General features: G+C 63.1%; 21 protein-coding genes and 1 tRNA gene. 12 read left to right on the top strand and 10 right to left on the bottom strand.

Annotated features, from left to right (window positions below; genetic code table 11):
- Nucleotides 1-24: 24 nt before the first annotated feature.
- Nucleotides 25-576 carry a pseudouridine synthase gene (locus EKN06_RS07800; protein WP_127612321.1) on the bottom strand — a complete coding sequence of 184 codons (552 nt, stop codon included), beginning with the start codon at nt 574-576 and terminating at the stop codon, nt 25-27.
- Between the two features lie 24 nt (nt 577-600).
- Nucleotides 601-1170, bottom strand: a complete 570-nt coding sequence (locus EKN06_RS07795; RefSeq protein WP_127612320.1) for an acyloxyacyl hydrolase — start codon at nt 1168-1170, stop codon at nt 601-603.
- A gap of 116 nt (nt 1171-1286) precedes the next feature.
- Between EKN06_RS07795 and EKN06_RS07790 the strand changes: the two genes are divergently transcribed.
- The 6 genes from EKN06_RS07790 to EKN06_RS07770 all read left to right on the top strand — a co-directional run bounded on the left by EKN06_RS07790 (nt 1287) and on the right by EKN06_RS07770 (nt 8721).
- Entirely contained in the window at nt 1287-2696 is a 1410-nt protein-coding gene (locus tag EKN06_RS07790; protein ID WP_127612319.1) for an MATE family efflux transporter, read from the top strand.
- A 163-nt stretch (nt 2697-2859) separates the two neighbouring features.
- On the top strand, nt 2860-3147 hold the full coding sequence (gene groES, locus EKN06_RS07785; RefSeq protein WP_127612318.1) for a co-chaperone GroES: 288 nt from the start codon (nt 2860-2862) through the stop codon (nt 3145-3147).
- 50 nt (nt 3148-3197) lie between these two features.
- Nucleotides 3198-4838: a chaperonin GroEL gene (groL, locus tag EKN06_RS07780; RefSeq protein WP_127612317.1), complete on the top strand. Its 1641-nt coding sequence runs from the start codon at nt 3198-3200 to the stop codon at nt 4836-4838.
- Nucleotides 4839-5073: 235 nt separating this feature from the next.
- Entirely contained in the window at nt 5074-5484 is a 411-nt protein-coding gene (locus EKN06_RS07775) for a baeRF12 domain-containing protein (RefSeq protein WP_127612316.1), read from the top strand.
- Nucleotides 5485-5536: 52 nt separating this feature from the next.
- Nucleotides 5537-6163 carry a biliverdin-producing heme oxygenase gene (locus tag EKN06_RS15935; RefSeq protein ID WP_240654672.1) on the top strand — a complete coding sequence of 209 codons (627 nt, stop codon included), beginning with the start codon at nt 5537-5539 and terminating at the stop codon, nt 6161-6163.
- Entirely contained in the window at nt 6160-8721 is a 2562-nt protein-coding gene (locus EKN06_RS07770) for an HWE histidine kinase domain-containing protein (protein WP_240654671.1), read from the top strand. The genes EKN06_RS15935 and EKN06_RS07770 overlap by 4 nt, the downstream gene beginning before the upstream one ends.
- Before the next feature lies 1 nt (nt 8722).
- Here the strand turns inward: EKN06_RS07770 and EKN06_RS07765 are convergent, their stop codons facing one another.
- Nucleotides 8723-9712 carry an agmatine deiminase family protein gene (locus EKN06_RS07765; RefSeq protein WP_127612314.1) on the bottom strand — a complete coding sequence of 330 codons (990 nt, stop codon included), beginning with the start codon at nt 9710-9712 and terminating at the stop codon, nt 8723-8725.
- 114 nt (nt 9713-9826) lie between these two features.
- Between EKN06_RS07765 and EKN06_RS07760 the strand changes: the two genes are divergently transcribed.
- Together EKN06_RS07760 and EKN06_RS07755 are read left to right on the top strand one after the other, a co-directional pair.
- Nucleotides 9827-10300, top strand: coding sequence for a COG3650 family protein (locus tag EKN06_RS07760; RefSeq protein ID WP_127612313.1), 474 nt, complete (start codon nt 9827-9829; stop codon nt 10298-10300).
- 401 nt (nt 10301-10701) lie between these two features.
- Entirely contained in the window at nt 10702-13005 is a 2304-nt protein-coding gene (locus tag EKN06_RS07755) for a CDC48 family AAA ATPase (protein ID WP_127612312.1), read from the top strand.
- Between the two features lie 102 nt (nt 13006-13107).
- Here the strand turns inward: EKN06_RS07755 and EKN06_RS07750 are convergent, their stop codons facing one another.
- From EKN06_RS07750 to polA, 3 genes are all read right to left on the bottom strand, one after another.
- Nucleotides 13108-14202, bottom strand: a complete 1095-nt coding sequence (locus tag EKN06_RS07750) for a mechanosensitive ion channel family protein (protein ID WP_127612311.1) — start codon at nt 14200-14202, stop codon at nt 13108-13110.
- Nucleotides 14203-14295: 93 nt separating this feature from the next.
- Nucleotides 14296-15591: a sensor histidine kinase gene (locus tag EKN06_RS07745; protein ID WP_127612310.1), complete on the bottom strand. Its 1296-nt coding sequence runs from the start codon at nt 15589-15591 to the stop codon at nt 14296-14298.
- A 142-nt stretch (nt 15592-15733) separates the two neighbouring features.
- On the bottom strand, nt 15734-18745 hold the full coding sequence (gene polA / locus EKN06_RS07740; RefSeq protein WP_240654670.1) for a DNA polymerase I: 3012 nt from the start codon (nt 18743-18745) through the stop codon (nt 15734-15736).
- Between the two features lie 237 nt (nt 18746-18982).
- Here polA and EKN06_RS07735 point away from each other — a divergent pair, with 237 nt between their 5' ends.
- Nucleotides 18983-19234, top strand: a complete 252-nt coding sequence (locus EKN06_RS07735) for a hypothetical protein (protein ID WP_127612308.1) — start codon at nt 18983-18985, stop codon at nt 19232-19234.
- Nucleotides 19235-19359: 125 nt separating this feature from the next.
- On the opposite strand, the gene EKN06_RS07730 is transcribed toward EKN06_RS07735, so the two are convergent.
- Both EKN06_RS07730 and EKN06_RS07725 read right to left on the bottom strand, forming a co-directional pair.
- Nucleotides 19360-19785 carry an ArsR/SmtB family transcription factor gene (locus tag EKN06_RS07730; RefSeq protein WP_240654669.1) on the bottom strand — a complete coding sequence of 142 codons (426 nt, stop codon included), beginning with the start codon at nt 19783-19785 and terminating at the stop codon, nt 19360-19362.
- Nucleotides 19782-20414 carry a peroxiredoxin gene (locus tag EKN06_RS07725; RefSeq protein ID WP_205693844.1) on the bottom strand — a complete coding sequence of 211 codons (633 nt, stop codon included), beginning with the start codon at nt 20412-20414 and terminating at the stop codon, nt 19782-19784. Before EKN06_RS07725 ends, EKN06_RS07730 begins: the two co-directional genes overlap by 4 nt.
- Before the next feature lie 137 nt (nt 20415-20551).
- Here EKN06_RS07725 and EKN06_RS07720 point away from each other — a divergent pair, with 137 nt between their 5' ends.
- A complete protein-coding gene (locus tag EKN06_RS07720; protein ID WP_127612306.1) occupies nt 20552-22033 on the top strand; it encodes an AMP-binding protein in 1482 nt (493 codons plus the stop codon).
- A gap of 2 nt (nt 22034-22035) precedes the next feature.
- Here EKN06_RS07720 and EKN06_RS07715 read toward each other — a convergent pair whose 3' ends face one another.
- Nucleotides 22036-23088 (bottom strand): serine hydrolase, encoded by a 1053-nt coding sequence (locus EKN06_RS07715; RefSeq protein ID WP_240654668.1) that lies wholly within the window; start codon nt 23086-23088, stop codon nt 22036-22038.
- A 117-nt stretch (nt 23089-23205) separates the two neighbouring features.
- Complete coding sequence (locus tag EKN06_RS15635) at nt 23206-23361, bottom strand: hypothetical protein (RefSeq protein WP_164843962.1); 156 nt, start codon at nt 23359-23361, stop codon at nt 23206-23208.
- Nucleotides 23362-23508: 147 nt separating this feature from the next.
- Between EKN06_RS15635 and EKN06_RS07710 the strand changes: the two genes are divergently transcribed.
- Both EKN06_RS07710 and EKN06_RS16120 read left to right on the top strand, forming a co-directional pair.
- Nucleotides 23509-23583, top strand: a tRNA-Thr gene (locus tag EKN06_RS07710).
- Between the two features lie 249 nt (nt 23584-23832).
- Nucleotides 23833-24135 (top strand): Flp family type IVb pilin, encoded by a 303-nt coding sequence (locus EKN06_RS16120; RefSeq protein ID WP_338068079.1) that lies wholly within the window; start codon nt 23833-23835, stop codon nt 24133-24135.
- The last annotated feature ends 82 nt before the right edge of the window (nt 24136-24217 follow it).

Raw genomic sequence — 24217 nt, 5'->3', positions numbered from 1 at the left:
CCGCAACCGACCGCACCCCGCCCCTCAGACCTCGATCTCGCGCCATTCGCCGAGGCCCAGCCCTTCGACGCTCCATTCTCCGATCTGCCAGCGCACCAGCCGCAGTGTCGGCAGGCCGACGGCGGCGGTCATGCGGCGGACCTGCCGGTTGCGGCCTTCGGTGATCGTCAGCGAAATCCAGCCGTCGGGCACCGTCTTGCGGAACCGCACCGGCGGATCGCGCGGCCAAAGGTCGGGTGTCTCGATCGCCTCTGCCTTGGCGGGCCGTGTCACGCCGTCCTTGAGCCTGACCCCATTGCGCAGGGCGGCCAGCGCATCTTCGCCGATCTCGCCCTCAACTTGCACCAGATAAGTCTTGGGCACCTTGAACTTGGGGTCCGCAATCCGCGCTTGCAGCCGGCCATCGTCGGTCAGCAGCATCAGCCCTTCGCTGTCCCGGTCCAGCCGCCCGGCCGGATAGACACCGGGGCAATCGACGAAATCGGACAGCGTTCGGCGGGGCGTGCCCTCCGTCCCCCTGTCGGTGAACTGGCTGAGCACGTCGAACGGCTTGTTGAACAGGATCAATCTTGACATCGCAACCGCCTATCAGGTCGCGGGTCAGAGCGCGAGGTTCACCCGCACGCCCATCATGTCGATGCCGGGGTTCTGGGTCGAACTGAACAACTGGGCATGGCTGATGTGCATCCAGCTCGCCTCTACCGAAACGCGGTCCGACAGCCGCGCGCCGACGGCGATCTCGGGCTCGAACAGGATGCGGCTGCCCAGTTCGTAATGCTCTCCGTTCGGGCCGAAGTTTTCCGAAGGGCCGTCATGAATGGCAAGCCCGACCGCGGGCCGCACGTAAAGCGCGCCCTTGCCGATGGTCCAGCTGAGGCCGACCGCGGCAAAGTCGGTATCGCCCCGGCTGTTCACCGCGCCCAGCACATAGGGCGCAGGCTTGCCGATGGCCGACAGCGCTTCGATGCGATCAAAGCGATAGCCGACCACGCCGTCGACCCCGCCTTCGCCCGTTTCGAACGTGAACGGCGTTTCGACCGCATGGACATAGGCGCCCGCGAACACTTCGCCGGCATGGGCGGGCGCGGCGAAAAGTGCGCCCGTGGCCAGCGCGACGGCAAGTACGGGGGCAGAGAGATGGCGCATCGGTCGGCAATCCTGTCCTGACATGGCAACTGCGCCTGCCTTTGACTGTTGCCCGCTTGCTGCAAGCTTAAGCGATTTAACCGGTTGCAAGTGAAATTGTCTTGGCGGCGTCACGGTCCGCGCCTAACCGGGCCGGCTTTATGTCTGACAAGCACCCTCTTCTTACGCGCTCGCACCATGCGGAGCACACGCTGCGCGCCGAATTCGGGGCGACCGCGCGGCTTGCCGTGCCGCTGGCGCTGGCGAACCTGTTGCAGATGGCGGTCTATGCCGTCGACGTGATCTTCATTGCGCGGCTGGGCACGGACGAACTGGCGTCGAGCACGCTGGCTGTTTCCACCTACGGCCTTGCCCTGTGGTGTTCGATGGGCCTGATCAGCGCAGTCGCGCCAATGGCGGCAACCGCGCTGGGGCGTGAACGCCATGCCGTGCGCGAAGTGCGCCGGTCGTTCCGCATGGCGCTGTGGATGGCGGTTTTTGCCGGTATCTTCGTGATGACGGTCTGCATGTTCGCCGACAGGATCATGGTGCTGACCGGGCAGTCGCGGGAAATCGCTGACCTTGCGCAGATCTACCTGTTCTGGCTGGCGCCAGCCTCGATCGCGGTGATTGCGTCCAATGTCCTGCGTATTTTCGTATCGACGATGGATCGCGCCGTCGTCGCGACATGGGTGACAGTGCTCGCGGTTATCGTCAACGCGGGCTGCAACTGGTTGCTCATCTTCGGCAACTGGGGCTTTCCGGCATGGGGGCTGAAGGGCGCGGCCATCGCCAGCGTCATCACCGCCTATGTCGTGCTGGCCGCCTATATCGCCATAATCCAATGGGACCGGCGGATGCGGCGGCATTACCTGTTCGGACGGTTGTGGCGGCCGGATTGGCAACGGCTCAAGGAACTGTGGCGCGTCGGCATGCCGATTGCGGCCATCACCCTGGCCGAAGGCGGGCTGTTCGCCAGCGCGGCGTTCCTGATGGGGGCGATCGGCACGCTGGAACTGGCCGCGCACACGGTCGCGTTGGGGCTGGGCGCATTGGCGTTTCAGGTTCCGTTCGGCATCGCGCAGGCCGCAACGATCCGCGTCGGGCTGCACAACGGGGCGGGCAATCCGGGCGGCATCCGGCGCGCGGGATTGGCGACGCTGGCGCTGTCGATCGGCTTTGCTTTGGCGTTTGCCATCCTGATGCTGGCCGCGCCAAAGCTGCTGCTGGCCATTTACATCGATGTGGACGCGCCGGAAAACGCCGGGCTGGTCGCTCTGGCGCTGACCTACCTTGTCGTTGCCGCCGCGTTCCAGTTGTTCGACGGGTGGCAGGCGATCCTTGCCGGGTTGTTGCGCGGACTGTCCGATACCCGCACGCCGTTCGTGCTGGCCGTCGTCGGTTACTGGATCTTCGGTTTCGGCACCGCATGGGTGCTTGGTTTCCACACGCCGCTTGGCGGATTGGGCGTGTGGATCGGGTTGGCCGTCGGGCTGATCGTCACGTCGCTGCTGCTCGGCTATCGCTGGCATGCACGCGAACGTCTCGGGCTTGTCACGCAAGCGGGCTAGTTTCTGCACGGCTGGCTGCACCTGCGCCACCGTTCATCGCGAAAAAACTTGATGAATGGCGCTTGACGCACAGGTTCATGCGAACCATATCCGCCCCGCTGGCACTCTCATGACGGGAGTGCCAAAGATTAAAACCATCTAATTTTAGGAAGAGGTCATCATCATGGCATTCCGTCCGCTGCACGACCGCGTACTGGTCGAACGCATCGAAGCCGAGGAAAAAACCGCCGGCGGCATCATCATCCCCGACAGCGCCAAGGAAAAGCCCTCCGAGGGCCGCATCGTGGCGATCGGTTCGGGCACCCGTTCCGAAAACGGCACGATCACCCCGCTCGACGTCAAGGAAGGCGATCGCGTCCTTTTCGGCAAGTGGTCCGGGACCGAAGTCAAGGTCGACGGCAAGGATCTGCTCATCATGAAGGAAAGCGACCTGCTCGGCGTCATGGCCTGAGCGAGTTCGACTTTTCCAACTGACAACAATTCCGACAAGGAGAATATATCATGGCTGCCAAGGACGTGAAATTTTCGCGTGACGCACGCGAACGCATCCTGAAGGGTGTCGATACCCTCGCCAACGCCGTTAAGGTTACGCTGGGCCCCAAGGGTCGCCACGTCGTGATCGACAAGAGCTATGGCGCACCCCGCATCACCAAGGACGGCGTTACCGTCGCCAAGGAAATCGAACTGAAGGACAAGTTCGAGAACATGGGCGCGCAGATGCTGCGCGAAGTCGCTTCGAAGGCGAACGACGCTGCCGGTGACGGCACCACCACCGCGACCGTGCTGGCTCAGGCCATCGTGCGCGAAGGCATGAAGTCGGTTGCCGCCGGCATGAACCCGATGGATCTGAAGCGCGGCATCGATCTCGCCGTGGCCAAGGTCGTCGATGACCTCAAGGCCCGTTCGAAGGAAGTTTCCGGCACGGCCGAAATCTCCCAGGTCGGCGTCATTTCCGCCAATGGCGACAAGGCAGTCGGCGAAAAGATCGCCGAAGCCATGGAAAAGGTCGGCAAGGAAGGCGTGATCACCGTCGAAGAAGCGAAGGGTCTCGAATTCGAGCTCGACGTCGTCGAAGGCATGCAGTTCGACCGCGGCTACCTGTCGCCCTATTTCGTGACCAACGCCGAAAAGATGACCGTCGAACTGGATGATCCTTACATCCTGATCCACGAAAAGAAGCTGTCGAACCTGCAGGCGATGCTCCCGATCCTGGAAGCAGTCGTCCAGTCGGGTCGTCCGCTGCTCATCATCGCCGAAGACATCGAAGGCGAAGCGCTCGCAACGCTCGTCGTCAACAAGCTGCGTGGCGGCCTGAAGATCGCGGCCGTCAAGGCTCCGGGCTTCGGCGATCGTCGCAAGGCGATGCTGCAGGACATCTCGATCCTGACCAACGGCGAAATGATCAGCGAAGACCTCGGCATCAAGCTCGAGAACGTGACGCTGGCCATGCTCGGCCAGGCCAAGAAGATCTCGATCGACAAGGACAACACCACGATCGTCGATGGCGCCGGCAATGCCGACGACATCAAGGCTCGCGTCGAGCAGATCCGCGCCCAGGTCGAATCGACCACGTCGGACTACGACCGTGAAAAGCTGCAGGAACGTCTGGCCAAGCTGGCCGGCGGTGTTGCCGTGATCAAGGTCGGCGGTGCTTCGGAAGTCGAAGTGAAGGAACGCAAGGATCGCGTCGACGACGCACTGCACGCAACCCGCGCCGCTGTCGAAGAAGGCATCGTCCCGGGCGGCGGTACCGCGCTGCTGTACGCCACGAAGGCTCTCGAAGGGCTCAAGGGCGACAACGACGACCAGACCCGTGGTGTCGACATCATCCGTCAGGCCATTCTGGCGCCGATTCGCCAGATCGCCCAGAACGCCGGCTTCGACGGTGCGGTCGTTTCGGGCAATCTCCTGCGCGAAGGTGACGAAACGCAGGGCTTCAACGCGGCGACAGACGTCTACGAAAACCTCGTGGCTGCTGGCGTGATCGACCCGACCAAGGTCGTGCGCATCGCACTGCAGGACGCGGCTTCTGTCGCCGGCCTGCTGATCACCACCGAAGCGGCGATCTGCGACGTCGTGGAAGACAAGCCTTCGATGCCGGCAATGCCCGACATGGGCGGCATGGGCGGCATGGGCTTCTAAGCCACGCGCCACTACGCACGAAAAAGGGGGCCGTCGGAGAGATCCGGCGGCCCTTTTTCGTGAGCGCGCGCGGCAGGTCGATCCGCCGGGTCGCAGTCGCAGGCACAGTCGCATTCAGGGTAAGTAGCTGGTGATAGGTGAATAAACGCGGGGGCAATTCGTTCTTCGCGGGCACTTTTGCCGGTATCGCGCGTTCAACATGGAGACGGAATCAACAAACAACGAAGGAATTTCCATGCGCCTTCCGCATAAGGCCCACCTTGCGATCGTCGACGGCGAAGGCTTCGTGCTTTTGCGCAACGATGGTTCGCCCGACGCGCCGAGCTTGAGCGAAGTCGCCAAGCCGGATCTGACCGCGACGAATTTCAGCGCGGGCGTGCGTCATCAGGATGATGGCGGCCAGAAGACGGGCAGCACCGATCTGAACGAGTTGGCCCATGCCGCCGCGGTGTCGGAATGGCTGAATGCCGCCGTGCTTGACGGCACGATCGAGAAGATCGGCATCGCCGCCGACCCCAAGACGCTGGGCGAGATGCGCCGCCATTATCACAAGAATCTTGAGGCCGCGATCATCGGCGAAGAAGCCAAAACGCTGACGGGTGAACCGTTTGCACGCATCGAAAAGACCCTGCTTGCTCAGGATTGAGCAGACGGCTTACAAAGACCACCAAGTGAAGCGAGGGTTGCAATTCGCAAAGATGGATAATGGGGTCGCAATTGCGCGACAAACGCATGCTGCAAACGAAGTCGGGTCGGCGCAGGTCAACAGTGGCCATGCGCCGACCGCGCGTTTGACGACGCCGCGTTTCGCCCTGCGGGAGCGGTCGCGTCAAGAGCATGAGGCGACCGAGGCGGCCTTCGCGCCGTTCGATATTTCGCGCCCGGATCATTACCGCGCGTTCCTAACCGCGCATGCGACTGCGCTGCCACGGCTGGAACTCGCGGTTACGGGGCGTGGCTGGTCGTCCTGGCAGCCGCGTTATCCGTTCATTGCCGACGACCTTGCCGCGTTGGACGCGCCCCTTCCGGTGCCGATGATCGCATCCGATGCGTCGCCCGTTGCGGCATGGGGCGTCCAATACGTTCTCGAAGGGTCGAAACTCGGCGGTCGCATGCTATCTGCGCGCCTGCCGCATGGATCGCCTTGCCGTTACCTTGCCGCCGCAGCCGATATGTCCGCCCGATGGCAGGAATTCTGCGCCGCGCTCGACGCAGAAGCTGCCTTGGGCGGCCCCGGCTGGCTGGACGAGGCGACCGAGGCGGCTATAGAAACTTTCCAGACGTTCCGTCGGGCAGCCGATGCGTTAGCGGGGGACCTTCCTTGACGATTGGTGATCTGGGGTCGCGCTCCGTCGACCTTACCAACTGCGATCGCGAGCCGATCCACATACCCGGTTCGATCCAGCCGTTCGGCTTCCTGATCACCGTGGGCGCCGACTGGATGATCCAGCGCGCGGCCAATACCGAAGCCTATTTCGGGATCGAGCCGTTAGGTCTGCTGGGCCGTCCGCTGGCCGAACTGTTCCTGCCCCATTCGATGAAATCGCTGCGGGGTCGTGCCTCGCACTTGCGTGGCGACGATGCGGTCGAACGCATCTTTTCGCTGCGCTTGCTAGAGGGCGGCAGGACCTTTGACGTTGCGATCCATTTTTCCGATCGGTCTATCGTCATCGAATGCGAACCTGCCCGCGGCGACGAGATCGAGATTTCCTCGCTCGTGCGCAGCATGGTCACCCGGGTGCAGCGGGCCGATTCGATCCAGTCGATCCTGCGCGAAGGGGCGCGACAGGTTCGCCTCCTGACGGGGTTCGACCGGGTCATGGTCTATCGCTTCGCTCCCGGTGGATCGGGCGAGGTCGTGGCGGAGGCGCTGGAACCGGGCATCGACAGCTTCCTCGGCCTCAATTTCCCGGCATCGGACATACCGCAACAGGCCCGCACGCTTTACGTGCGCAACGTGTTTCGCATCATCGCCGATGTCGACGATGTCCCCTGCCCGATCGAACCGCGCGAAGACGGCGAACCGCTTGACCTTTCGCTGTCGTTGTTCCGGTCGGTTTCACCGATCCACGTCGAATATCTTAAGAACATGGGCGTACGCGCGTCGCTGTCGATATCGATCATCATCGGCGGCAAATTGTGGGGACTGTTCGCCTGTCACCATTACAGCCCGCGCCTGCCCAGCTTTGCCGAGCGCAGTGCGGCGGAGCTGTTCGGCCAGATGTTCTCGCTTCTGGTCGAAAGCCGCCTCAATGCGGAAATTACCGCCTATGAGGACAAGGCTCGCAAGGTTGCCGACCGCCTGATGGCCGCCGCGGCGCAGGACAGCGACCGGTTGAGCGATGCGCAATGGATGGGCGACCTCGTGCTGGACGCCATTCCCGCCGACGGCGTGGGCGTTTTCGTGGACGACAGGCTTTCGCTCAGCGGCTTGACCCCGAACGAGGACCAGTTTCGCGCCCTCGTCGGTTCGCTCAATCGGCGGGAAGCGGGCCAGATTTTCACGACCAGCCGGATCGGCGATGTCCTGCCCGAAGCGCGGACTTACGCGCACAAGGCCGCAGGCCTGCTCGCCATTCCGATTTCGCGCCGTCCGCGCGATTACGTCGTCCTGTTCCGGGCCGAACGCCTGCGCTCCGTCCGCTGGGCCGGAAGCCAGGACAAGGATATCGAGTACGGTCCCAATGGCCCCCGCCTGACCCCGCGCAAAAGCTTCGAGGAGTGGTCCGAACTGGTCAGCGGCGAGGCCGAACCGTTCCGCGATTCCGAACTGCGCGTGGCCGAAGCCCTTCGCTCCACCTTGCTGGAGGTCGTACTACGACTGACCGAAGCGGCGAGCGAGGAACGACGCAAGTTCGCCGAACAGCAAAAACTGCTCATCAGCGAGCTTAACCATCGCGTGCGCAATATCCTCGCTCTGATCCGCGCACTGATGGGCCAGACCAGCCGCGACGCGGGCGACGTCGACAGTTTCGTCGCGACGCTCGATTCCCGTATTCAAGCACTGGCCCGCGCGCACGATCAGTTGACTGCCGACCAATGGGGCCCAGCCCGGCTGGAAGACCTGATCGAAACCGAGGGCAGGGCCTATTTCCAGCCGGACCGTCAGGCGATCCGCATGACCGGGCCCGATGTCGCGATCACCCCCGATGCGTTCACCGTCATGGCGCTCGTCATGCACGAACTTGTCACCAATGCCGCGAAGTACGGCGCGCTGAGCGATAGCGGAACGGTCCATGTGGCGTGGGAGATCGATCCCGACGGCGCTCTCGTCATCGACTGGCGCGAAATCGGCGGACCTGCCGTCATGCCGCCCAAGCGGCGCGGCTTCGGCACGACGGTGATCGAAACGTCGATCCCGCACGAACTGGGAGGTGAGGCGAAGACGTTTTACAAGATGGCCGGGTTCGAAGCGCGTTTCGTCTTGCCCGAACGCTACATCGCCAGCTCCCGAGAACGGGATGAGCAGACGAAGAAAATCGCCGCTCCGAGCAAGGGCGATGGCGATTTCGTGCGTGGCAAGAAAGTGCTGTTGGTCGAAGACAGTGCCCTGATCGCGATGGACGCCGAGGACTCGCTGCGCGAAATGGGTGCGGCCGATGTCGTTCTTGCGGCAAGCAACGGCGTTGCGGCCAAGGCGCTTGATGCAGGCGGGATCGAACTCGCCGTGCTCGACTTCAATCTGGGTCGCGAAAATTCGATGCCGACGGCTGAGCGATTGATGGAAGCGGGCATCCCGTTCCTGTTCGCATCGGGCTATGGCGGAGAAGGAACCATTCCCGAACGCTTTGCCGACGTGCCGATGATCGTGAAGCCTTACGGTACCGATCAGATGCAGCAGGCCATCGCCGAACTGGCGGCCAGGGCGGCCGGATCGGAATAGCTCAGGCCGACGGCATCTGCTGGCTGGCGCAGTGGAAGCTGCCGCCGCCGGCCAGCACGGCCCCTGCCTTCAATCCGATCACCTGCCGCTCTGGAAACAGCTCCGCGACGGCGGCGACACCATCGTCGTCGTGCAGGCTGCCATATGTCGGCACAACGACCAGATGCGTCGTGATCGCAAAGTTCATGAAGCTTGCAGGCTCCACGAAGTCGCCCGAGGTGATCAGGCCCGGCGATGGGACGTCGGCGATCCGCAGTCCGAAATCCCGCGCCCGCGCCCGCGCATCGGCATAGATCGCGCGATTGGGGTCGTCCGCGCCCGTGGGCAATGGCAATGCGATGCGCCCCGGAGCCACGAAGCGGGCAAGATTGTCGACATGGCCGTCGGTGTGATCGTTGAGCAGACCCTCGCCAAGCCACAACACCCGGTCCATGCCAAGATCGCGGCAAAGCGCCGCCTCGATCTCGTTGCGGTTCATGCCGGGATTGCGGTTGGGGTTCAGCAGGCACTGTTCGGTCGTGACCGCCAAGCCGGTGCCGTCGCCGTCGATGGCTCCGCCTTCGAGTATCCATTCGCTCTGGCTCACGGCGAGGCCCGCATCGGTGGCCAGTTCGGCGCCTATCGTCTGGTCGCCTCTCATCATGTATTTGCCGCCCCAGCCGTTAAAGCCGAATCGCCGCGCCAAGCGATGCCCCGCGCCGTCGCCGACCACCAGCGGTCCGGTATCGCGCAACCAGATGTCGCCATACGTCCGTCGTTCCAGCCGCACCGCCGCGCTGGCCAATTGCCTTGCCCGCATCTCGTTGGCCCCGTCGCGGACGATCAGCCGGACTTCCTGCCCGCTGTCGGCCACCGCGCTGGCAAAAGCGGCGATTTCTTCCTGCGCTTCGGCAAGGACGCCCGGCCATTCCGCCGGATCATGCGGGAAACCGATCCACAGCCAATCTTGCGGGTGCCATTCGGGCGGCATGCGCCATGTCGTGTCGGTCATGCGGAATGTCTCTTGTGCGTCATGGTGGGCGGCGTTCCGCGCCGCGGTGCCAGAGCGGGGGGCGGGGGGCAAGCATCTCGCGGGGCGTTGTTTGTTGTGATAGCACGTACGACCATGATCAACCGCCCATCGCACATCGCGCTCGCCCTTGCTTTCACGCTTTGCGCCTGCAACGGCGGGGGCGATCCGGCTCCTGAGCCGACTGCCAGCGATAGGGCCGTGGCGATCGACGAAGACGCCGCGTTGCCCGCGCTCCCCATTGATGCCGCAGAGCAGGACGAGACCGGTTTCCCGGCCAGTTTTCGCGCGCTGGGCACCGAACCGTTCTGGGCCGTCCATGTCAGCGAAGGACGGCTGCGCTACATGACGCCCGAAGATCAGCAAGGCCAGTCGCTGGAATATACGCGCGAGCAGACCGGCAAGGACGAAATCGCGCTGACCGCCAAATTGGACGATCAGGACATGGTTCTGACCGGTCGGGTCGCCGAATGTTCGGACGGCATGTCCGACCGCGAATATCCCTATACCATCACGCTGACGATCGGCGAAGAGGTGCGCAAAGGTTGCGCGCGACCTATCGAACCCTGATCGATATACACTGGGCGGTGTGAGCCATTGGTTTGATGCAGTGCACCATAGTCCCGGCAGAAACTATCTTTTCCAAATTAGCTAACACCAGTGTTAGCAGTTATGCCATTGAAAACAATAACCACTTCCCGATAGTTGCAAAAACTGCACCCACTCTGCTCCTTTTCGCACTTGCGAACAGAGGCGAGGCAGCGCATCTAGGTCGGGCCTTACAGGCATCCTCTCCCAAACTTACACGGCCCGGTCGGTCTTTCCGCCCGGGCCTTTTTTTGTCCGTTTTTTGCCGATCCGCGGCTCCATCGAAACATTGCCGGTTTGCAACGGAGGGAACCAGTTCCCATCTCGTCCTTTGAGTCCCCGCCCCATGGCGGGATCGCAACATAGACGAGGATACCCATCGCATGGCTGATGCAGAAGCGGCGATCGTACGCGAAGTGAAGCTACAGGTCGCAGCGGCGAAACAAGAAGAATCCGGCCATGGCATCGCGCGCATTCCGCGTACCGCCATGGCGACGCTTGGCATCACCGAAGGCGACGTGATCGAAATTCAGGGCAAGCGCATAACGCCTGCACGCGCTCTGCTGCCTTATCCAGAAGATGAGGGCCTCGACGTCATCCGGCTGGACGGGCTTGAACGCGGCAATGCCGAAGTGGGCTCGGGCGAGCATGTCTGCGTCCGCAAGGCCGAATCGCGCCCCGCCACCCGCGTCGTATTCGCCCCGGCCCAGCGCGAAATGCGCCTGCAGGGCCCGGCAGAGGCTTTGCGCCGCAACTTTTTCGGTCGCCCGCTCACTGCCGGCGATCTTGTCGCCACGCGCGGACAGCAGCGGGTGCAGGATATGCCGCCCGAAATCGCGCGCATGTTCAATGCGCCCGCCTACGCGTTGACGCAGATACGCCTGTCCGTCGTGGCCACCACGCCAAAGGGCATCGTACACATCGACGAACACACAGAAGTCGAGCTCAAGGCGGAATATGAAGAGCCGCGCGACGCGCGCGCCGCGGTCAATTACGACGACGTCGGCGGCATGAGCGAGACCATTCAGCAATTGCGCGAAATGGTCGAGCTGCCCCTGCGTTATCCCGAACTGTTCACTCGGCTTGGCGTGGATCCCCCCAAGGGCGTGTTGCTGCACGGCCCGCCGGGCACCGGCAAGACGCGGCTGGCGCAGGCCGTCGCCAATGAAAGCGAGGCGAATTTCTTCCTCATCAACGGGCCCGAAATCATGGGCTCGGCCTATGGCGAATCGGAAAAGCGCCTGCGCGAGGTGTTCGAAGAAGCCGAGAAGAACAGCCCGGCCATCGTTTTCATCGACGAAATCGATTCCATTGCGCCCAAGCGTGAAAACGTTTCGGGCGAGGCGGAGAAGCGGCTGGTCGCGCAGTTGCTGACGCTGATGGACGGGTTGCAGACCCGCTCCAACCTCGTTGTCATCGCCGCCACCAATCGTCCCGACGCGATCGACGAGGCGCTGCGGCGTCCCGGTCGGTTCGACCGTGAAATCGTCGTCGGCGTGCCCGATGAAAACGGACGGCGCGAAATCCTCGCCATCCACACCCGCGGCATGCCGCTGGCCGAAGATGTCGATCTCAAGGAGCTGGCGCGCACCACCCATGGTTTCGTCGGTGCGGACATCGCGGCATTGGCGCGAGAGGCCGCCATCGACGCGGTCCGCCGGATCATGCCGCGCATCGACCTCGATGCCCGAACGATCCCGCCCGAAGTGCTCGACGACCTCAAAGTCGACCGCGACGACTTCATGACCGCATTGAAACGCGTGCAGCCAAGCGCCATGCGCGAAGTGATGGTGCAGGCGCCGACGGTCGGCTGGGCCGATATCGGCGGGCTGGACGACGCGACCGAAATGCTGCGTGAAGGCGTCGAACTGCCGCTCAAGAACCCCGACGCGTTCAAGCGGCTTGGCATCCGTCCGGCCAAGGGCTTCCTGCTCTATGGTCCGCCGGGCACCGGCAAGACGCTGCTGGCCAAGGCCGTCGCGAAAGAGGCAGAGGCCAACTTCATCTCGATGAAGTCGTCCGACCTCCTGTCGAAATGGTACGGCGAAAGCGAACAGCAGATTTCCAAGCTGTTCGCCCGCGCCCGGCAGGTCGCGCCCTGCGTCCTGTTCATCGACGAGATCGACAGCCTTGTCCCCGCGCGCGGGTCTAGTGGTAACGAGCCGCAAGTCACTGCCCGCGTGGTCAACACGATCCTGGCCGAAATGGACGGGCTGGAAGAATTGCAGTCGGTCGTCGTGATCGGCGCAACCAACCGGCCGACGCTGGTCGACCCCGCGCTGCTTCGCCCGGGCCGGTTCGACGAGCTGATCTATGTCGGGGCACCGAGCGAGCCGGGACGCCTGCACATCCTGAAGATCCACACCGGCGAAATGCCGCTGGCCGCCGATGTCGACCTTGCCGCCATCGCCAAGGGAACCGACCGTTACACCGGCGCGGACCTCGAGGACGTGGTCCGGCGTGCAGGCCTGAACGCCATCAGGCGCGAAGGTGCCGGAGTAACCGAGGTCAACAAGGCGGACTTCGACGACGCGCTCAAATCCTCGCGGCCCACGGTCACCGACCAGATGGCCAGCGAATACGAAAAGATGCGTGGCGAACTGAAACGGCGCGCGGCGGAAATGAATCCCATCGGCTTCGTGACGCCGGGCATGTTGACGCCGACCCGCGACAACAAGCACGAATAATCCGGCACCGACCAACAAGCAAAAGGCCCGCTCCCATCGAGCGGGCCTTTTTTCGTGTCATGCCAATATTCTTCGGGCCAATATTCTTCGGGCCAAAATCGTTCAGGTGAATTTCGGGCCGATCTCGTTGCCGGGCACCGCTGCGGGCGGAGGGCGCATTCGCTCGATCGCGTCGGGCATGGTGCGCCGCAGCCAGTCCATCATCGTCTCGCGGATCGCAACGCGCAGGTCCCAGATCTCTGCCGCATTGCGCGCGCTCATGACCAGTCGCAGTTCCATCGCCTGTACCGAAGTTCCGGTGACCTGAAGGTGTTGGACCCGCCCGTCAAACAGCGGATGGTCGGCTACTTGCCGTTCGAATTCGGCGCGGATCGGGGCGATGTCGGTAACGGGATCGATATAAAGCAGGACGGACCCCAACAATTCCGCGCCCTGCTTGGTCCAGTTTTGAAAGGATTCCTCGAGGAATTTCGATGTCGGCACGACCAATCGTCGTTCGTCCCACGTTCGCACGACGACGTAAGTCGTCTTGATATCCTCGATCCGGCCCCATTCCCCATCGACAACGACGACGTCATCGATGGAGATCGGTTCGGTAATCGCCATCTGCAGACCCGCAATCAACGACTTCAACGCCGGCTGGGCCGCCGCGCCGACGGCAAGCCCGGCGAGACCCGCCGAAGCCATCAACGTCACCCCGATGTCGCGAACGCCCGGAATCGACAGCAGCATCAGGCCGACCGTGACGAAGATGATCAGCGCCGTACCGATGCGGGAAAAGATCGCCAATCGCGTGCGCTTGCGCCGTGCCAGCCGGTTGTCGGCCACGGTGATATCGGCCCGCTCGGTCATCGCATGGATAAATGCATGCATGATCGACAGTGCTATCCACCCGACAAGCGCGGGCATAAGAAACCCGGCAACCTTTTCCCAGACTTCGTCCAGCGCCGGTATTTCCCGTGCGGCGAGCACGAGAGCGAGCGCGATGAGGGCATAGCGCGATGGACGCGCCAGCCTGCGCACCAGGAGATCGTCGGTCGTGCTCGTGCTGCTGTTCGCCACTCGCCGCAACAGCTTGAAGATAAGGCGATGAGCCAACAGCGCCGTCAGGATCGCGATCGCTGCGGCAAGCGCTGCGACGGTGGTTTCGCGCACGAGCTCCGGCTGATCTGCGAACAGGTTTTTCAGCATGTCCATGACGCCGCGCCTACTATGCTGGTTTGCAACGGGCAAGGATGGGCGAGCTCTGCGTTGCTAGCCGGCCGCAACATCCCCATCGCGCCAGTGGACTTACGCGGGGTGGGGAAGCCGCATGGTGACCGCCATGCCATCGCTTTCGAACGTGCGCTCGAACGTCCCGCTCAACTGGCGTGCGCTGCTCTGCATCAGCATCGTGCCGAACCCTTCGCGACCACTGGGCGGCGTCGGCGTTGCGGAAGTTTCCCGCCAGTTCAGCGCCAGCTCACGCGCCGCACCGTCGCCAATGAAGCGCCAGTCAATCGCGATGTGCCCGCCTTCTTGCGACCATGCGCCATATTTCACCGCATTGGTCGCCAGTTCGTGGAGGACAAGGCCCAGCGGCGTCGCCTCACGCGACGTCATCGTCACCTCCGGCCCCGAAATTTCGACCGGGTTCCGTTCCGACAAATATGGAGCAAGCACCTTTTCGATAAGCACGCGCATGCTGGCATTGCCGTCGGCGTCCTTGCCCTGCGTCGCTTCGTGCGCGTCGAGCAACGCGTGGATACGCGCGGCAATACCCTCCGTCACAGGCTTCGCATCGGGCTGATCCCGCGCGCTCATCCGCACGATGGCGAGCACGACCGCGAACAGGTTTTTCACCCGGTGGTTCAATTCGTGGGCCAACAGGTCGGCACGGTCGCGCGCCTCGGCAAGATCGCGGGCCTGTTCGGCCTGCGCTTCGGCGTGGGTTGCTCGCACGGTCTGCCACAAACCGAGAGCCAGCGAACCGAGCGTGAGCAGCAGCGTGAGCGACAGCAGGGGGAGGATGCGGTATTCCGCCGTCGCCGCCTTGGTTACTGCCTTGGCCAGCAGCCCCTGCTCGATGCCCTCCATCTCGGTCAACGCATCGCGCAAACGTTCCATCGCCAGACGACCGTCGTCGGAAAGTATCCGTTGCTGGGCGCCGCGGATGTCGCCCTGCTGGATCATGGCGATCGTCGTGCCAAGCTCGGCGAACTTTTCATCCCCGCGACGGGTGATTTCCGCAAGCAGCTGATCCTGCCGGGTGTCGACGGTGTCTTGGCGGATTTTGCTTTCCAGCCGCTCCACCGCGCGGGGATAGAGCGTCCTGCCGAATTCGTAACTGGCCAGGTACCGCTGGTCGAGGGTGATGAAATAGCCGCGCTGACCGGTTTCGGCGTTGGTCGCGGCACGGTCGATATCGCGCAGCGCAGTCATGATTTCGCTGGTGCGGCTCGCCTGTTGGCGCTGCGCCCGTTCGCTGTTGATGGTCGACCAGACGAGCATCAGGCTGACAACAAGGCCGACGGCGGTCAGCACGAACACCAGAAGCGCCGAAAAACGACGTCTGCCCTTCAACCCGCGATTGCGCGGAGGAGACATTCCCGATTGCGACACCAGAAGCCTGCTTTCCCGTCAATGAGTTGGTCTGCTTAACCGTCCTCGCCCGTACTGTCTGTTAAAATCACTCAAGATCAATGCGATTGACGCCATGTTGATATTGAAGCGCCGCTTTCCATCCACATCAATGCGCCTCTCCCCACGATTTTCCGCTGCCGATATCGATGCCCAGTGGCACGTCGAGCGCAACCGACGGCAGCGCGGCTTCGGCCATAACCCGTTCGATGATCGGGCTGGCCGCGGCGACATCTCCTTCGGGAAGTTCGAAAACGAGTTCGTCGTGCACCTGCAACAGCATCCGCACGCCCCCACCGTCCTTATTGGGCCCCAACCCGGCATCGGCGAGCGCGGGCAACATGCGCACCATCGCGCGCTTGATGATGTCGGCGCTCGTGCCCTGGATCGGCGCGTTGATCGCGGCGCGTTCGCTGCCCTGTCGTTCGGCCTGGTTCTTGGAATTGATGTTCCGGAAGTGCGTCTTGCGGCCGAACAGCGTTTCGGAATAGCCGGTTTCGCGCACCTTTTCCAAAGTCGTCACGATGTAGCGCTGAATGCCGGGGAAGCGTTCGAAGTACCGGTCGATTACGGCCTGCGCCTCGTCTGCCTCTACCCCCAACCGTCCGGCAAGTCCCCAGCGCGAAATGCCATACAGGATCGCGAAATTGATCGTCTTGGCCTGCGCGCGGGTGTCGCGAGTCACTTCGCCATACATTTCGCGCGCGGTGCGGGCGTGGATGTCCTCGCCATTGGCAAACGCCTCTTTCAAGGGGGGCACGTCGGCCATGTGCGCGGCAAGGCGCAGCTCGATCTGGCTGTAGTCGGCCGACAGCAGGACGTGGCCATCTTCGGCGACGAACGCCTCGCGGATGCGGCGGCCGCTTTCGGATCGGATCGGGATGTTCTGAAGGTTCGGATCGGTCGACGACAGGCGTCCGGTCTGCGCACCGACAAGGCTGTAGCTGGTGTGGACGCGGCCCGTTCGTGGGTTGATCGCCTGCTGCAATGCCTCGGTATAGGTTGATCGCAACTTCGACAATTGCCGCCAGTCCAGCACGCGCGCGGCCAGATCGGCCCCTTGCGCGGCCAGTCCTTCCAGCACCGACTGGTCGGTCGAATACTGGCCGCTCTTGCCCTTTTTCCCGCCCTTGTAGCCCATCTTTTCGAACAGGATGTCGCCAAGCTGCTTCGGACTGCCGACGGTGAATGGCTCACCCGCCAGTTCGTGAATTTCCTTTTCCAGCGTGTCGCACTGCCCGCCGAACTCCGCGGACAGAGACGCGAGCCGGTCGCGGTCGACCTTGATCCCTTCGCGCTCCATCCCGGCGACAACCGGGATCAGCGGACGGTCGACATGTTCGTAGATGCGGGCCGCGCCCTCGTCCGTAACGCGCTGGCGCAGCACTTTCCAAAGTCGCCATGTCACGTCCGCGTCCTCGGCGGCATATCGCGTTGCCTTGTCCAGCGGGACGGCGCTGAACAGGATCTGCTTCTTGCCGGTGCCGCAGATGTCCTTGAACGTCAGCGTGGTGTGACCAAGATGCGTTTCGGCCAGCGAATCCATGCCGTGCGCATTGCCGATCCCGCCCCCGCCACGCCCGGCGTCGAGGTCGAAGGACAGGATCATCGTGTCTTCGACCGGGGCCATCGCGATGCCGTGCCGGGCCAGCACGTTGATGTCGTACTTGATGTTCTGCCCGACCTTCAGCACCGCGTCGTCTTCCAGCAGCGGCTTCAATTTCGCGATCGCGACGTCCATCGGAACCTGCGCCGGCTTTTCGTCGAACATGTCGTCGCTGCCATGGCCCAGCGGAATGTAACAGGCATCGTTGGGGCCGAGAGCGAGGCTGACGCCCGCAAGTTCGGCCCGCATCGCGTCCAGCGACGAGGTTTCGGTGTCGATGGCGACCGCATGGGCGGCATGCGCCCGCGCGATCCACGCATCCAGCCGCTCCACCGTCTGCACGCATTCATAGGCGTCGAGATCGACCGCCGGCCATTCGGGCAGCGGTTGGCGTTGGGCGCCCGGTGTGCCCTGCGCGCCTGCCGAGCCGTTCACGACCTTAGCCGGGTTCAGGTCGGTGGGCCGCGACGGGCTGCCCGCGCCCGCGCCCAGCCGTTTGAGCAGCGACGTGAAACCGTGCGACGACAGGAATTCGGCCAGCGGTTCTGGCGGAATACCATCCAGCTCGAATTCCTCCAGTGGCATGGGAAGATCGCAATCCTCCTTCAGCTGCACCAGTTCGCGCGACAGGCGGGCCATGTCCGCGTGCTCGATCAGGTTTTCCTGCATCTTGGATTTCTTCATGCCCGGCGCGGCGGCCAGCACGGCTTCGAGCGTGCCGTATTCGTTGATCAACTTCGACGCGGTCTTCGGCCCGATGCCGCGCACCCCCGGCACGTTGTCGACCGCATCGCCCATCAGCGCCAGCACGTCGCCCAGCTGTTCGGGCCGCACGCCGAACTTTTCCTCGACCTCTGGAATGTCGATGCGCGCGTTCTTCATCGTGTCGAGCATGTCGATGCAGCCGCCCTCGACGCCATCGTCGGGTTCTTCGCATCGGCCGACAAGCTGCATCAGATCCTTGTCCGATGAAACGATCGTCACGTCCCAGCCCTTGCGCGTCGCGGCGCGGGCATAGGAGGCGATGAGATCGTCGGCCTCCAGCATTTCTTCCTCGATGCACGGCAGGCTGAACGCCCGGGTCGCATCGCGGATCAGGGGGAATTGCGGAACGAGGTCTTCCGGCGGCGGCGGGCGATTCGCCTTGTAGTCGGGGTAGAGATCGTGGCGGAACGACTGCGACGCCTTGTCCAGGATGACGGCAAGATGCGTCGGCCCTTCGGCATCGTCGAGATCCTGCGCCAGCTTCCACAGCATCGTCGTATAACCGTAGACCGCACCCACCGGCGTGCCGTGCGGGTTCGTCAGCGGCGGCAGCCGGTGATAGGCGCGAAAGATATAGGCAGAGCCGTCGACGAGGTAGAGGTGCGGTTTGCGCGGTTTTCCCGCGGCATCCGTAACGACGGGGGTTGCGGCTTCCTTTGGCGCGGCGGCGGGAGCGTCGGTCGGGGCATCGGTTTGGGTTTCTTCCATCGCGGTGGAGTAGCAGCGCGGACGCCGAAGGTCAGCGAACATTTGCGCAAAGCGGTCGCTCTGCCGTTGAAAAAACCTGCCCCTGAGCCCCAATCTTGCCGCAAAGCGCCATACTCTCGACATGATCCCCTGCCATAAGGATCGTGGCGTTTTGTGCGAAACGCTTGCATCCTCCTATTCTTGCGCCTATTTATGTGCGCAGAGACTGGCTCCTTTGGGGTTGGCCTTGCGTGATCGAGGGGTCTCGTCACGTAAAAAACGAAACAAGGATGCATATTCATGCGCAAGATCATTTTCGCCGCCGCTGTTGCCGGCGCTGCTCTCTCGCTCACCGCTTGCTCGGAAAAGACCGAAGAAGCTGCTGAAACGACCGTTGATGCGGCTGCCGAAGACACTGCTGAAAACGTGGACGTTGCTGCTGAAGCCGTTGACGAAGCCGTTGCTGACGCCGCCAATGGCGCCGACGAAGCAGCTGCCGAAGTCGAAGCCGAAGTGCAGAACGAGCCCGAAGCCGAAGCTCAGGCTGACTAAGCTTCAGCTTTCTGCTGAAAACGAAGGGGCGCGGGAAGCTTTGCTTTCCGCGCCCTTTTCGCGTCCGCCGTTCACGTTTGAAAATATCCCGCACTAAGCCCTGTCGGGTAGCCTAGTTGGGAAGCCTAGTCGGTGATGCGTGCGAAAACCGCCGCGCCGCCGCGCCGCCGGATCGGGTCGCGCCTATCCGCTGCAACCTGAGCCTCACCACCGGTCGCGGGTTCGGGTTTGCTCGTCGCTGGCGCAGCCGACACGGGCATCAACCCGTCGATAACGGCTAGTGCCTCGCCCAGCCTTGGGGCGGCTATGGCATAGAACACCTGCTTCCCCTCCCGCCGGGTTGCCACCAGCTCCGCCTTGCGCAGCACGCCCAGCTGCTGCGACAAGCCCGGCTGGGCGATGCCGGTCATTGCCTCGATCTCTCCGACAGCGCGTTCGGCGTCGCGTAATGCCGACAGGATCTGCAACCGCGTGCCATGTGCGATTGCCCGCAGCAATTCTGCCTCCGCCTCGCGGTCGCGCGATGCGATCGGGTCGGGCCTGCCCGTCACTTGTCGGCTTTCGTGAAGAACCAATCGGTCGGCAAGGTTCCGCTCAGCGCATCGCTCGCCATTTCGCGCGGCGCCTTGAACAGTGGATCGCCCGGTTGCCAGTCCGCCGGGGCCAGAACGTCGCCGTTTTGCGTGTGCTGGAGCGCTTGCAGTAGACGCAGCAGTTCGGGGATCGATCGCCCGACATTGGCGGGATAGCTGGTCGAAGCCTGCAACACGCCGTCGGGATCGATGAAGCAGGTCATGCGCATTGCACCGGCGTCCTGCGCGCCGCGACCGATCATGCCATAGGCGCGCGCAATTTCCATCGTCGGGTCTTCGACCACCGGGAACCCGACCGTCTCGCCCGTCAGGTCGTGGATCATGCGGATCCATGCGAGATGGGAATAGAGACTGTCCGCTGAAATCCCGATCAGCGCACAATCAAGCTTTTCGAATTCACCCGCCGCGCGGGCCAGCGCCACGAATTCGCTGGTGCAGACCGGGGTGAAGTCCGCCGGGTGGGCGAACAGCATGAGCCAACGGCCGCGAAAATCGGCAAGGTCGACAGGACCTTGCGTGCTGCGCGCAGAAAACCGCGGTGCCGGCTCGCCAAGCCGGAGCGGTGGTCGTTCAGGCTGTGCTTCCATCGTCTGGTCCCTTGGCATCGCCAGACAATTACACGATTAGGTCATTTGCGAAACTGTCAATTTACCGAAGCGTTGCGCGCTCTTGCAAGGCCGGGCGGCGACGTGCAGACGGGCTGCCGCGAAACAGGAGATCAGCAATGCACGACGGCGACCTTTACCAGCGTTTCGCGCAGAGTTTTGCGCGCTTTGCGGACAAGGTCGCAATCGAGGCGGATACGCGCGACTGGACCTATCGCGAACTTGACATGGCGGCGGGACGGCTGGCCACAAGGCTTGGCGAACGGGGGGTTGCGGCGGGCGAACGGGTGCTGGTGCAAACCGCAAAATCGGTCGAGACGGTCGTACTCTATCTCGCCACATTGCGAATCGGTGCAATCTATCTGCCGCTCAATGTCGAATACACCGAGGCGGAGCTGGCCTATTTCGTGGCCGATGCCACCCCGGTTATCGCAGTTTGCCAGGACGAATCGCGCGACCTGTTCCGGCGCATCGGGGGCGACAAGCTGGCGATTGCGACGCTTGATGAACTGTTCACCGACCTGCCCGATGGTCTTGCCCCGCCTGTCGCGCGTCAGCCCGACGATATCGCGGCAATCCTTTACACGTCCGGCACGACCGGCAAGCCGAAGGGCGCGATGCTGACCCATCGCAACCTGATTTCGAACGCAGAGACGCTGGTCGAATTCTGGCGTTTCACGTCCGAAGACCGCCTGATCCATGCCTTACCTATTTTTCACGTCCATGGCCTCTTCGTGGCGCTGCACTGTGCGCTGTTTTCGGGCGCGACGATCATTTTCCAGGCGAAATTCAATGCACGGGCCGTGATCGCGGCAATGGCCGATGCGACCGTAATGATGGGCGTGCCCACGTTTTACACGCGCCTGCTGGGCGAAGCCGATTTCACGCGGCAGGCGACGTCGAAAATGCGGCTGTTCGTATCCGGGTCTGCCCCCATGTCCGCCGACGTTCACCGCGCATTCGAAGCACGAACCGGCCACCGCGTGCTCGAACGTTATGGCATGACGGAAACCGGGATGCTGACCAGCAATCCCTATGACGGTGAGCGCAAGGCGGGCTTCGTCGGCCCGCCACTGCCCGGCGTGTCGGTGCGCATCGCAAGCGAAGATGGATCGCCGCTATCCCAAGGCGACGTCGGCATCGTGGAGGTAAAAGGCCCCAATGTCTTTGCCGGATACTGGCAGATGCCCGAAAAGACCGCATCGGAATTTCGCGAAGGCGGCTGGTTCATCACCGGCGACATGGGGCTGATTGACGCCGACGGCTATATCCAGCTTGTCGGTCGGGAAAAGGATCTGATCATCACCGGCGGGCTTAACGTCTATCCGGCGGAGGTCGAGGCGCTGTTGGACGATAGGGACGACGTGGCCGAAGCCGCCGTGATCGGCGTACCGCATCCCGATTTCGGCGAAGCTGTCGTCGCGATCGTTCGCGCGGCGGGCACCATCGATACCGATGCGGTGCGCGACGCGATGAAGCGCGACCTTGCGGGGTTCAAGGTGCCCAAACAGGTCATCGCGGTGGACGAACTGCCCCGCAACACGATGGGCAAGATCCAGAAAAAGCTGCTGCGCGAACGTTACGCCAGCCTTTATTCCTGAATTCAGCGAGCGCGGGTGTTGTCGTTCGTGGCGCTGGCGGCGATGCGCGGATTGGCGAACCCGCTGTAGAGCGTGCGCGTGATTTCCGCGATTCGCGCGTCGCGCTGCGGACGGCCGCCCTGACCGGTGACATAAATCGCCATCGCGATCACCCGTCCGTCGGGAAGCTTGACGAAACCGACGTCGCTGGCGGTATTGTTCAACGTGCCGGTCTTGTGACCGAAACTTGTGCCTGTCGGCAGCCCGGCCTTGATCCGGCCTCTTCCGGTGACGGTGCGGGTCATCGCGCCGATGACCACGTCGCGGCTCGACTGGCTTAGCCACTGCCCTTGATAAAGACCGGCGACCAGCTTCACCATTTCTTCGGGCGGGGTCGAATCGCGCACGTCGACGGTCGTGGCGGGATCGAATTCGCCATCGTCACGCACCAGCGTCGCGATGTCACGGTCGATGCGCGTCTTCTGGAATCCGTGCGCGCGAAGCCACTTGGTCACTTCGGCGGGACCGCCGACGGCCTTCAACATTGCGTCGGTCGCGGCGTTGTCGCTGCGCGTGATCATCATTTCGATCAGGCTGCGCGCGCTCAATTCCATGCCGGGCTTTACCGGCGCGACCGATGTTGAAAACGCGCGCGACGCGACCGGAATCATCAGCGGGTACTTGCTGTCGAGCCTGTAGATGCCCTTGTCCACGCCCGCGAGGAACGTCGCGGCGATCGCGATTTTGGACGTGCTGGCCATCGGGAAGGACTGATCGCCAAGGATCGACACCGACTGCCCCGTCGACAGGTCGAGCGCGGCCACGCCGATCCGTCCCTTGTCCGGGCGCGCAACGGCGAATAGGTTTTGTTTCAGCCCAGTACCGACCATGACGTCGGCCTGCCGCCCGTCGAGCACCGAGCCGTTGGGCCCGTTGATGAATGCCTCGAAAGTCTCGGGAAACTTTTCGGCGGCCGCGTCCTGCGCCTGAACGGCGGACGCGCCCAGCAATAGGGCAGGCAGGGTGAGCGCGGTCAGTGCCGCACGGCGAAGATTGCGAATTTTCAGTCCCATCATGGTTCCACGCCTAGCACGGATCAGATTGTGTCAAGATTAACCGAAATTGCGCCACGCTCAAGCACTTGATGCAGGGCTGTTCAAAACCGGAGCAATCGCCAGTCCCAGTCAAGGTGCTCAATCGTCCCCTTCACCGCGATCGGGGACGCGCATCTGGCGGGCCTGCGCCTTGCGGCGCTTAAGGTTTTCGCGCAGTTGGCGGGCAAGCCTATCCTCACGCGTTTCGCGTGGGTTATCGGCCATGTCATGACCCTTTGCCGGTTCGTCCGTCATAGCCATCCTTTGGCATTGCGCGACGCCGGTCGCAAGCAGTGCAAGGCGGCGCTTGACAACAGGCACCCCCACCGCCAATAGCGCGCCCCTGCGGTCCGCCCGGCCCTGCTGCCGGCTTTTCAGGGATTCGCAAGATCGATGGCGCAAGCTGCTGTAGCTCAGTGGTAGAGCGCACCCTTGGTAAGGGTGAGGTCGGGAGTTCAATCCTCCCCAGCAGCACCATCGACCCTCCCGGCATGAGCGTGGCGATCGGCACCGGCACCCCAGCTTCGGGCGCATATGGTCCTTTGCGGCCCGTTAACCTTTTCGCTTTAGTCTGACTTGTGCTGTTAGTGCTTCGTTACACAGATGAAGAGTTCCGTCATCTCCATGACCGAGCTTCCTCTGCCGATTGGCGACGCGTAATTGCATGGAACACCGCACCGCCCCTGTTCGTCAGGACAAGCGCGGCGGCGCGAAGGGGATATGGGCATGTTCAAGCGGTTCTGGAAAGATGACAGCGGTGGGTCGGCGGCGGAATACGCTTTGATCCTGGCCGTGGTCGGCCCCGGCATCGGCGCGGCTGCGCTGGTCCTTGGCGCCAACGTCAAGCATTCCGGAGCGACTTTCGAAAGCGAACTGGATGGGACGACTGGCAGCACCACCACTACGACAACTGGCGGCACGACCACGACCGGCGGCACGACAGGTGGCACCACCGGAAGCGGCAATTCCGGCAGCCACGGAAGCTCCGGCACGTCCGGCAGCAACGGCAATTCAGGGCCCAAGAAATAGGTTTGCAACGTCACGCATTACGGAGATTCGCTGGCCGGATATCGCGCCTGTAATCACCGTAACGGCCAACGAAAATGGCGGG

It is taken from the genome of Croceicoccus ponticola (assembly GCF_004004515.1).
Classification (GTDB): Bacteria; Pseudomonadota; Alphaproteobacteria; order Sphingomonadales; family Sphingomonadaceae; genus Croceicoccus; species Croceicoccus ponticola.
This window is presented reverse-complemented; position numbering and strand designations above follow the sequence as displayed.

Bases quoted from the DNA above. Each gene is read 5' to 3' on its own strand.
- EKN06_RS07790 (WP_127612319.1), top strand. From the start codon at position 1,287: ATGTCTGACAAGCACCCTCTTCTTACGCGCTCGCACCATGCGGAGCAC.
- EKN06_RS15935 (WP_240654672.1), top strand. From the start codon at position 5,537: ATGGATAATGGGGTCGCAATTGCGCGACAAACGCATGCTGCAAACGAA.
- EKN06_RS07735 (WP_127612308.1), top strand. From the start codon at position 18,983: ATGCGCAAGATCATTTTCGCCGCCGCTGTTGCCGGCGCTGCTCTCTCG.
- EKN06_RS07795 (WP_127612320.1), bottom strand. From the start codon at position 1,170: ATGTCAGGACAGGATTGCCGACCGATGCGCCATCTCTCTGCCCCCGTA.
- EKN06_RS07725 (WP_205693844.1), bottom strand. From the start codon at position 20,414: ATGGAAGCACAGCCTGAACGACCACCGCTCCGGCTTGGCGAGCCGGCA.
- EKN06_RS15635 (WP_164843962.1), bottom strand. From the start codon at position 23,361: ATGACGGACGAACCGGCAAAGGGTCATGACATGGCCGATAACCCACGC.
- EKN06_RS07755 (WP_127612312.1), top strand. From the start codon at position 10,702: ATGGCTGATGCAGAAGCGGCGATCGTACGCGAAGTGAAGCTACAGGTC.
- EKN06_RS07800 (WP_127612321.1), bottom strand. From the start codon at position 576: ATGTCAAGATTGATCCTGTTCAACAAGCCGTTCGACGTGCTCAGCCAG.
- EKN06_RS07765 (WP_127612314.1), bottom strand. From the start codon at position 9,712: ATGACCGACACGACATGGCGCATGCCGCCCGAATGGCACCCGCAAGAT.
- EKN06_RS07750 (WP_127612311.1), bottom strand. From the start codon at position 14,202: ATGGACATGCTGAAAAACCTGTTCGCAGATCAGCCGGAGCTCGTGCGC.
- EKN06_RS07720 (WP_127612306.1), top strand. From the start codon at position 20,552: ATGCACGACGGCGACCTTTACCAGCGTTTCGCGCAGAGTTTTGCGCGC.
- EKN06_RS07715 (WP_240654668.1), bottom strand. From the start codon at position 23,088: ATGATGGGACTGAAAATTCGCAATCTTCGCCGTGCGGCACTGACCGCG.
- EKN06_RS07775 (WP_127612316.1), top strand. From the start codon at position 5,074: ATGCGCCTTCCGCATAAGGCCCACCTTGCGATCGTCGACGGCGAAGGC.
- EKN06_RS07745 (WP_127612310.1), bottom strand. From the start codon at position 15,591: ATGTCTCCTCCGCGCAATCGCGGGTTGAAGGGCAGACGTCGTTTTTCG.
- polA (WP_240654670.1), bottom strand. From the start codon at position 18,745: ATGTTCGCTGACCTTCGGCGTCCGCGCTGCTACTCCACCGCGATGGAA.
- EKN06_RS07760 (WP_127612313.1), top strand. From the start codon at position 9,827: ATGATCAACCGCCCATCGCACATCGCGCTCGCCCTTGCTTTCACGCTT.
- EKN06_RS16120 (WP_338068079.1), top strand. From the start codon at position 23,833: ATGTTCAAGCGGTTCTGGAAAGATGACAGCGGTGGGTCGGCGGCGGAA.
- groES (WP_127612318.1), top strand. From the start codon at position 2,860: ATGGCATTCCGTCCGCTGCACGACCGCGTACTGGTCGAACGCATCGAA.
- groL (WP_127612317.1), top strand. From the start codon at position 3,198: ATGGCTGCCAAGGACGTGAAATTTTCGCGTGACGCACGCGAACGCATC.